This is a genomic window from Mucilaginibacter sp. P4_C11 (genome assembly GCF_056402115.1).
The window spans coordinates 47756-53986 of record NZ_JBFUIA010000043.1 but is presented as its reverse complement, the minus strand read 5'-3'; the positions used below and the strand labels follow the sequence as shown (position 1 = coordinate 53986).

Here is a 6231-nt window from a genome sequence, read left to right as displayed (position 1 = left end):
TTTCACTCGTTCTTAATCAAGAATATTCGTTAGTTCGAAATCAACATCAAAAAACTACTTGAAATCGATTTATCCGCCGTAAAATAAAAAGACCGCATCATTTGATTTATGATACGGCCTCTTCTTATTTTAGTAAACAATTAAATCTATAATGGTCCATCATCTTAATTTCTATACATCGCATAATCAATTCTATATTTTTGACAAAGGTTCTGAGGGCGATACTGCATCTGATAATTTTTGGACAGCGGAAGCTTTTGATGATAGGCTTGCAATTGAAGATGGCGTGTTAGGGGTCAGTACCGAATGTTACGGACCAATAAAAGGCGAATTAGAATTAGTAGATACCAAAAATACATCGTTAGATTTAAGTGACTTTGATCATGTTGTGGAAGGAGGCTTGGTAGTAAAATCGGGGATTATACAAATACTCTATTGCCCAACCTCTGCTGTTTAATTAGAAATCAGGGTGCACCCAGGTACTTATAGCGTAAGAGTATATTCGTCAAACCTTGAGTCGGTAGTTGGAGATGCCGGCGATGATTTTTATAGGATAGAGATTTGGCCGGAAGACAAGATGCACAGAACTGTATTCAAGAGGTATCTTTAGTAATTTGATAAACATGTTAAAACCATTTGCCTTTACCTTATGATCTTCCTTTTTTAAATGCAAAAAACAAACAATGCCTCAGTAATTATACCCGACATTGTTTGTTCAATATTATTTACAGCAGGCTAATAATTAATCCTGAATATGCAACGCCGCTTTCAATTCATTATAGTTTTTCAATTTGACGGCAGCTATGTGTACTCCGCCAGGTATAATCACATACCTGTAACTATGGGCATTTGAAATACTGCCATAAACGTTGTTGTTATTTTTCATGCTGATTTGCACATTACCCAATGTATAAAGGCCCGACCAGATATCAATTTCGGGGGTTGTACCGCTTAAGTAATTAACTACAACAGGCAATGGCGACACCTGGTCTGTTGGCCAGATCACGGGGTTGTAGCCATTCAACTTGGCATAAACCACCACAACGCCTTTATCTAATATATCCTGGGTTATTTTGGGTTCAACAACATTGTATGTAAAGGTGCTTGTGCTAAAAACGGTTGTTTTTACATACGATGGCGGTGTAAACCAATCAGAGTAAATAACATTTGCAGTACCGGGATCGCCTTTTGGCCCTTTCAGGTTAATTGGGGCCGGCCATGTACCGCCAATTTTGGGCCCGTAAAATAAGTAGGTAGCAGTGTTCAAATAATAGTCGCCATCGGCACCTACTGCTGCACCGGGTGCAACATTGCCGCTTTTAATGGTTGAACCATCGGCCCCGGCCGCACCAGTCGCGCCGGTTGCGCCTATTGCTCCCTTTAAGCTAAAAGGCGAACCCCAGCCAGCGGCGGTTTTGGGACCATAAAAGCCACTTGTTGCGGTATTGATGTAAAAATCGCCATTGATACCGAGCGTTGCCGCAGGGGCAGTAGTGCCCGAGTAAATTTTGGTTCCATCGGCACCGGTTGCGCCTACTGCTCCGGCAGCACCGGTTGTACCTTGTGAACCGGCAGGCCCGGCAGGGCCTACTGCTCCGTCTTTACCGCAAGAAGTTATTGCCAATACAACAACCGCCAGTAACTGTAATAAATAGATCTTTTTCATTTGGATAGATTTTAGAGATTTTTAATAAATAAACTTATGCTGATTGAAACAAAATTTCTTTATTGTTTAATCAAGGGCTAAAGTCGGCAGGCGCCGAAAAAAATCTATCAGGAGATTCACGCAAACGCGAACGTATTATTACCTGTTTTACATCGCGTATAAGTGCTTGCCTTTTTAGGTAGAATTACCAAAAGGCTTTTTGGGGCAACGAAAACACTATTGACCATAGTGCAATATTATATACAGGAAGACAGTATACTTAAATGTAGAGTTGTGGTTTAAACCTCCTGGCCAACAAGCCTGTAGCTAAATCAGGATCAATGTCGGCAACAATCACCCCTATTTTACCATAAATTTCGTGAGCTACGCATGTACCATCCGGTGCAATAATACAGCTGGCCGAATCGGGATATTTAAATGCGTAGTTCGAACTGGCGAAATAGATGGTATTTTCCATTGCCCTTAGCATAATGGCCTTTTCATAATATGGATTGTCCTTGCTGCCCCATTCCGTAAGCTCAACGCCCTGCATATTACTGCCTGTACAATGCGGGTGAAATACTATTTTAGCATCATTGCGGGCTGCCCACCGTACCGATTCGGGGTAGCGGAAACCTTCGTGACATATGGTGATACCAAATTTAACGCCATTTACTTCAAAAATTTGGCGCTCGGTTCCGGGGATCCAGATGTTATCTTCAGTAGGATCTAACTGGTTTTTGGTTTGATAACCCAACACCTCGCCTGTTTTTGATATTACATGGGCTATGTTTAAAACACCGCCAATGGTATACCAATCCATGGGCATTATAATAGTTATTGAATTTGTTGCCGCCATGGCGCATACTTCTGCTAAAGCCACACGCATTTTTTCGGGGGAACTTGCCTCTACCCCAAATTCTTCAGCAGGGTAACCGGGGATATAAGATTCGGGAAAACAGATGATCTCTGCCTGTTGATTTGCAGCTTCCTGGATCAAAAATTCGGCCTGTTGCAAACCCTCTTTAATAGATGCCGGCATTGGTGGCGAAGCTATAGCAATTTTCATCTTTCTAAATTATATCTTAAAATTAGCAAATCCAATAATGTGTACGTTATACCTTTAAGTAAGCCTATCCCCTTTTTAAATAAGCATTGGGTACATTATTTGGTAAGTAATCAATTCCGTACGCGTGTTTCAACAACAAGCTTACTATTTCCATTACAGTCGCCTCTTTACGGTGAACCTGGGGTAACGAGCCCATCATGGCGTAACTTAACGGGTTAACAGCTGGCATCAGCGTTTCCCACTCATACCCTTTACCCCAAATAAGGCCTTTAACAGTGATTGATAAATCGGCACCATTTTGCAGCAGGAGGTGGAGCATATCAATTGAGCTATTGCCATTTTGATTTACCGTATGGAATATTGGTGTATGGCCGCCAAAACCGTATTGGTCAAGGGCAGCTTTGGCATTAACATCGGCACCGTATTGCAACAGCACTTCGGCACAGGCAAGGCTATTATATTCGGCGCAGTAATGCATCAAAGTTGCGCCGGTAAGTGGCGTATAGGTATTATGGTGTATCGCGTATGTTTTTGTTATAATTTGTGGATCATTAATAATGCACGATTTTAACTTTTCAACATCATGCGCCAGCACAGCCAAAAGCGACTGGTCTTCAAACTCCAAACCGGCATCAATAAACGCCCGGATACAATCTTTAAATTTGGGGCTGCGGTAATACATCTCGACCATGGTGGTAAAAAGCGGCACGCCATCATGAACGTCGTTTGGGCTTCCTCCATCAATAAAATATTGCTTAATTCCTTCAACGGAATGCACTTCGGTGGCGTAAAGGATTTGGTTGTAATCGGGCATAATTCTTTGGTTTTAACGTTTACAATAACAATTTATCCCTGCCGTCTTTTATAAACTCATCAAGCCATACAACAGTAGATAGTGTATTAACTTCCGTTGCGGCCTTAACAAGCGGAACAAATTTTCGAGGTATCCACGCATACAATATTCGCCCCCAATTATTCCTGGCCATGTAAAACCAGGTATCAATGGGCGGACAATCGCGTTTATCTATTATGCCAAGTGATTCCTTCTCCGAAAATCCGTCGACTATTACACAATCTACCTCTGCAACTACTATTTCACCCTGATATACTTCATTTGAATTCAAAATGCTAACGGCTTGCATTTTGTGCGCCAATTGCAGTTGAAACAATTTATCATAAATTATTTCATTCCCGTTTTTTGTGGGATCTATATTCCAAATTACCCTTGTTTCTTCTTCAGAGTTACCGAAGAACCTTACTCGTCTGAAAGAAAAAATAGCTTTTCCATTAATTACGGGGTTAATACTTCTCAATATCTCACCTGCCGGTTTACCTTCGGTGTTGAGTTTCATATCACAATAAACCTGTGTAAGCAAAAGTTTTTTTTGAAATTCGTCCTGGTTTATGTGGATCATGGTATTGATTACTTTAGCAACTTACTATCAAATTTACGAAGTTTAAAAAACTTCATAAGTTTCGTTTTGATATTGTTCATTCTAAAAGTCTAATTCACACAAATTTGGATAAAGGCCCCAGAACTTTATTTTAACCTTCAATCATCTGCACATTTGAAATCTGAAATCTGCACATCTGCAAAACAAACCATCACACAACACTGTCTTTACAATGGCTTTTTGTATTTTTGCCGCTCAATTTAATTATGGAAAATAAACCCATAGCCCGCAAACTTCGTTTACTATCGCCACTCATGGAATTGCATGAGGTTAACCCGTTTAAAATTAAGTCGATAGCTAATGCTGCTTTTAAAGTTGATAAGCTCCCCTTCCCTATTGCCGGTAAAACACTGGCCGAACTGGAAAAGGTTGACGGCGTTGGCAAAAGCATTGCCGGCAAAATCATCGAGCTCCTGGAAACCGGCACCATGGCCGAAATGGAAGAAATGCTTGCCCAAACACCCGAAGGCGTGGTAGAGATGATGCACATTAAGGGCATCGGCCCAAAAAAAGTGGCTATTATATGGAAGGAGCTTGGGATTGAAAACACAGGAGAACTTTTTTACGCCTGTAACGAAAACCGCCTGATTGAGGCCAAAGGTTTCGGACTGAAAACACAGGAAGAAATCCGTAAAGCAATCGAGTTCAGGATGGCCAGCAACGGCAAATTCCTGTTTGCCCAGGTCGAAAAAGAAGCTAACGAACTGATGGACGCAGTGAAAGCTGTATTCCCCGGCGCATTGAAACATTTTGCAGGCGAGTTCAGGAGGCTGAATGATATCATTACCGAACTTGTAATTGTTATTGGCAGTATAGATCAGCAGATTGCCTATGATGCTTTTTTAGCATCGGAAATATTACAAAATGTGGCGCAGAACGAAAATCATATTTCGGGCGAGCTGAAGAATGGCTTACTGGTTGATATTGTTTGTGTAGAAAAAGGTGATTATTATTTAGAGCTTTTTAAAAATACCGGCACTGATGATCATGTACAGGCTGTTTTAGATCGCATTAATACTCCGCTTCAGCAACCCGAGACTGAAGAACTCATATATACCAAAGCAGGCCTGGCCTGGATGCAGCCCGAACTGCGCGAAGGAACCATGTTTATTGAAAAGGCCGAAACAAACACGCTGCCAACACTTATAAACTGGCACGATTTAAAAGGCAGCCTGCATAACCACAGTACCTGGAGCGATGGCGTAAACACCGTGGAAGAAATGGCCCTTTACTGCCGGGATACCCTGAAGCTGGAATACCTGGGCATGTGCGACCACAGTAAAAGCGCTTTTTATGCAAAGGGGCTGACCATTGAACGCGTGCTGCAACAACAGGAAGAAATTGACCACCTGAACAAAAAGCTGGATGGCTTTCATATATTTAAAGGTATCGAATCGGACATTTTGTACGATGGCGCATTGGATTACCCGGATGAGATCTTGAAAAAATTCGATTTCATCGTGGCGTCGGTACACTCCATATTAAAAATGGACGAGGCCAAAGCTACATCAAGGCTGATAACTGCCATTGAAAACCCTTACACCACCATACTGGGCCACCCTACAGGCAGGTTGCTGTTAAGCCGTAAAGGTTACCCTATTGATTATAAAAAAGTAATTGACGCCTGTGCCGCCAACAATGTGATAATTGAAATAAATGCCAACCCGCTAAGGCTTGATCTTGACTGGCGCTGGCACCAATACGCGCTGCAAAAAGGTGTTATGCTATCCATAAACCCCGATGCCCACCGCCTGGAAGGCCACCTGGACATGCATTATGGTATTTTAGCAGCCCGCAAAGGAGGTCTGTATAAGGAAATGTGCTTAAACGCGTTATCATTACCGGAGATTAGCAAGGTATTTGAAAAGAAGAGAAATGGTGAAAGGTAAAGGCGAAAGGTAAAAGGTAAAACGCCAATTGACAGCGCAGCGAAATGACTAATGACATCGAAGCGAAATGACCAATGACAAGCGCAGCGATAATGACTAATGACAGCGCAGCGAAATGACCAATGACAGCGCAGCGAATGACCAATGACAAGCGCAGCGAAATGACTAATGACA

The 6231-nt window shown here is 42.0% G+C and carries 6 protein-coding genes; 2 read left to right on the top strand and 4 right to left on the bottom strand.

Annotated elements, in window-relative coordinates:
- Window positions 1-151: 151 nt before the first annotated feature.
- Window positions 152-457 (top strand): hypothetical protein, encoded by a 306-nt coding sequence (locus AC1DU2_RS27515; RefSeq protein ID WP_477388474.1) that lies wholly within the window; start codon window positions 152-154, stop codon window positions 455-457.
- A gap of 285 nt (window positions 458-742) precedes the next feature.
- Here the strand turns inward: AC1DU2_RS27515 and AC1DU2_RS27510 are convergent, their stop codons facing one another.
- The 4 genes from AC1DU2_RS27510 to AC1DU2_RS27495 form a co-directional block, all read right to left on the bottom strand.
- Complete coding sequence (locus tag AC1DU2_RS27510) at window positions 743-1666, bottom strand: hypothetical protein (protein ID WP_477388472.1); 924 nt, start codon at window positions 1664-1666, stop codon at window positions 743-745.
- 259 nt (window positions 1667-1925) lie between these two features.
- Window positions 1926-2714 (bottom strand): carbon-nitrogen hydrolase family protein, encoded by a 789-nt coding sequence (locus AC1DU2_RS27505; RefSeq protein WP_477388470.1) that lies wholly within the window; start codon window positions 2712-2714, stop codon window positions 1926-1928.
- Window positions 2715-2778: 64 nt separating this feature from the next.
- The gene (locus tag AC1DU2_RS27500; RefSeq protein WP_477388468.1) at window positions 2779-3528 is read right to left on the bottom strand and encodes an ankyrin repeat domain-containing protein; all 750 of its coding nucleotides are present in this window, start codon (window positions 3526-3528) and stop codon (window positions 2779-2781) included.
- A 19-nt stretch (window positions 3529-3547) separates the two neighbouring features.
- On the bottom strand, window positions 3548-4129 hold the full coding sequence (locus tag AC1DU2_RS27495; RefSeq protein WP_477388466.1) for a hypothetical protein: 582 nt from the start codon (window positions 4127-4129) through the stop codon (window positions 3548-3550).
- 245 nt (window positions 4130-4374) lie between these two features.
- Here AC1DU2_RS27495 and AC1DU2_RS27490 point away from each other — a divergent pair, with 245 nt between their 5' ends.
- The gene (locus AC1DU2_RS27490) at window positions 4375-6057 is read left to right on the top strand and encodes a helix-hairpin-helix domain-containing protein (protein ID WP_477388464.1); all 1683 of its coding nucleotides are present in this window, start codon (window positions 4375-4377) and stop codon (window positions 6055-6057) included.
- Window positions 6058-6231: the final 174 nt, after the last annotated feature.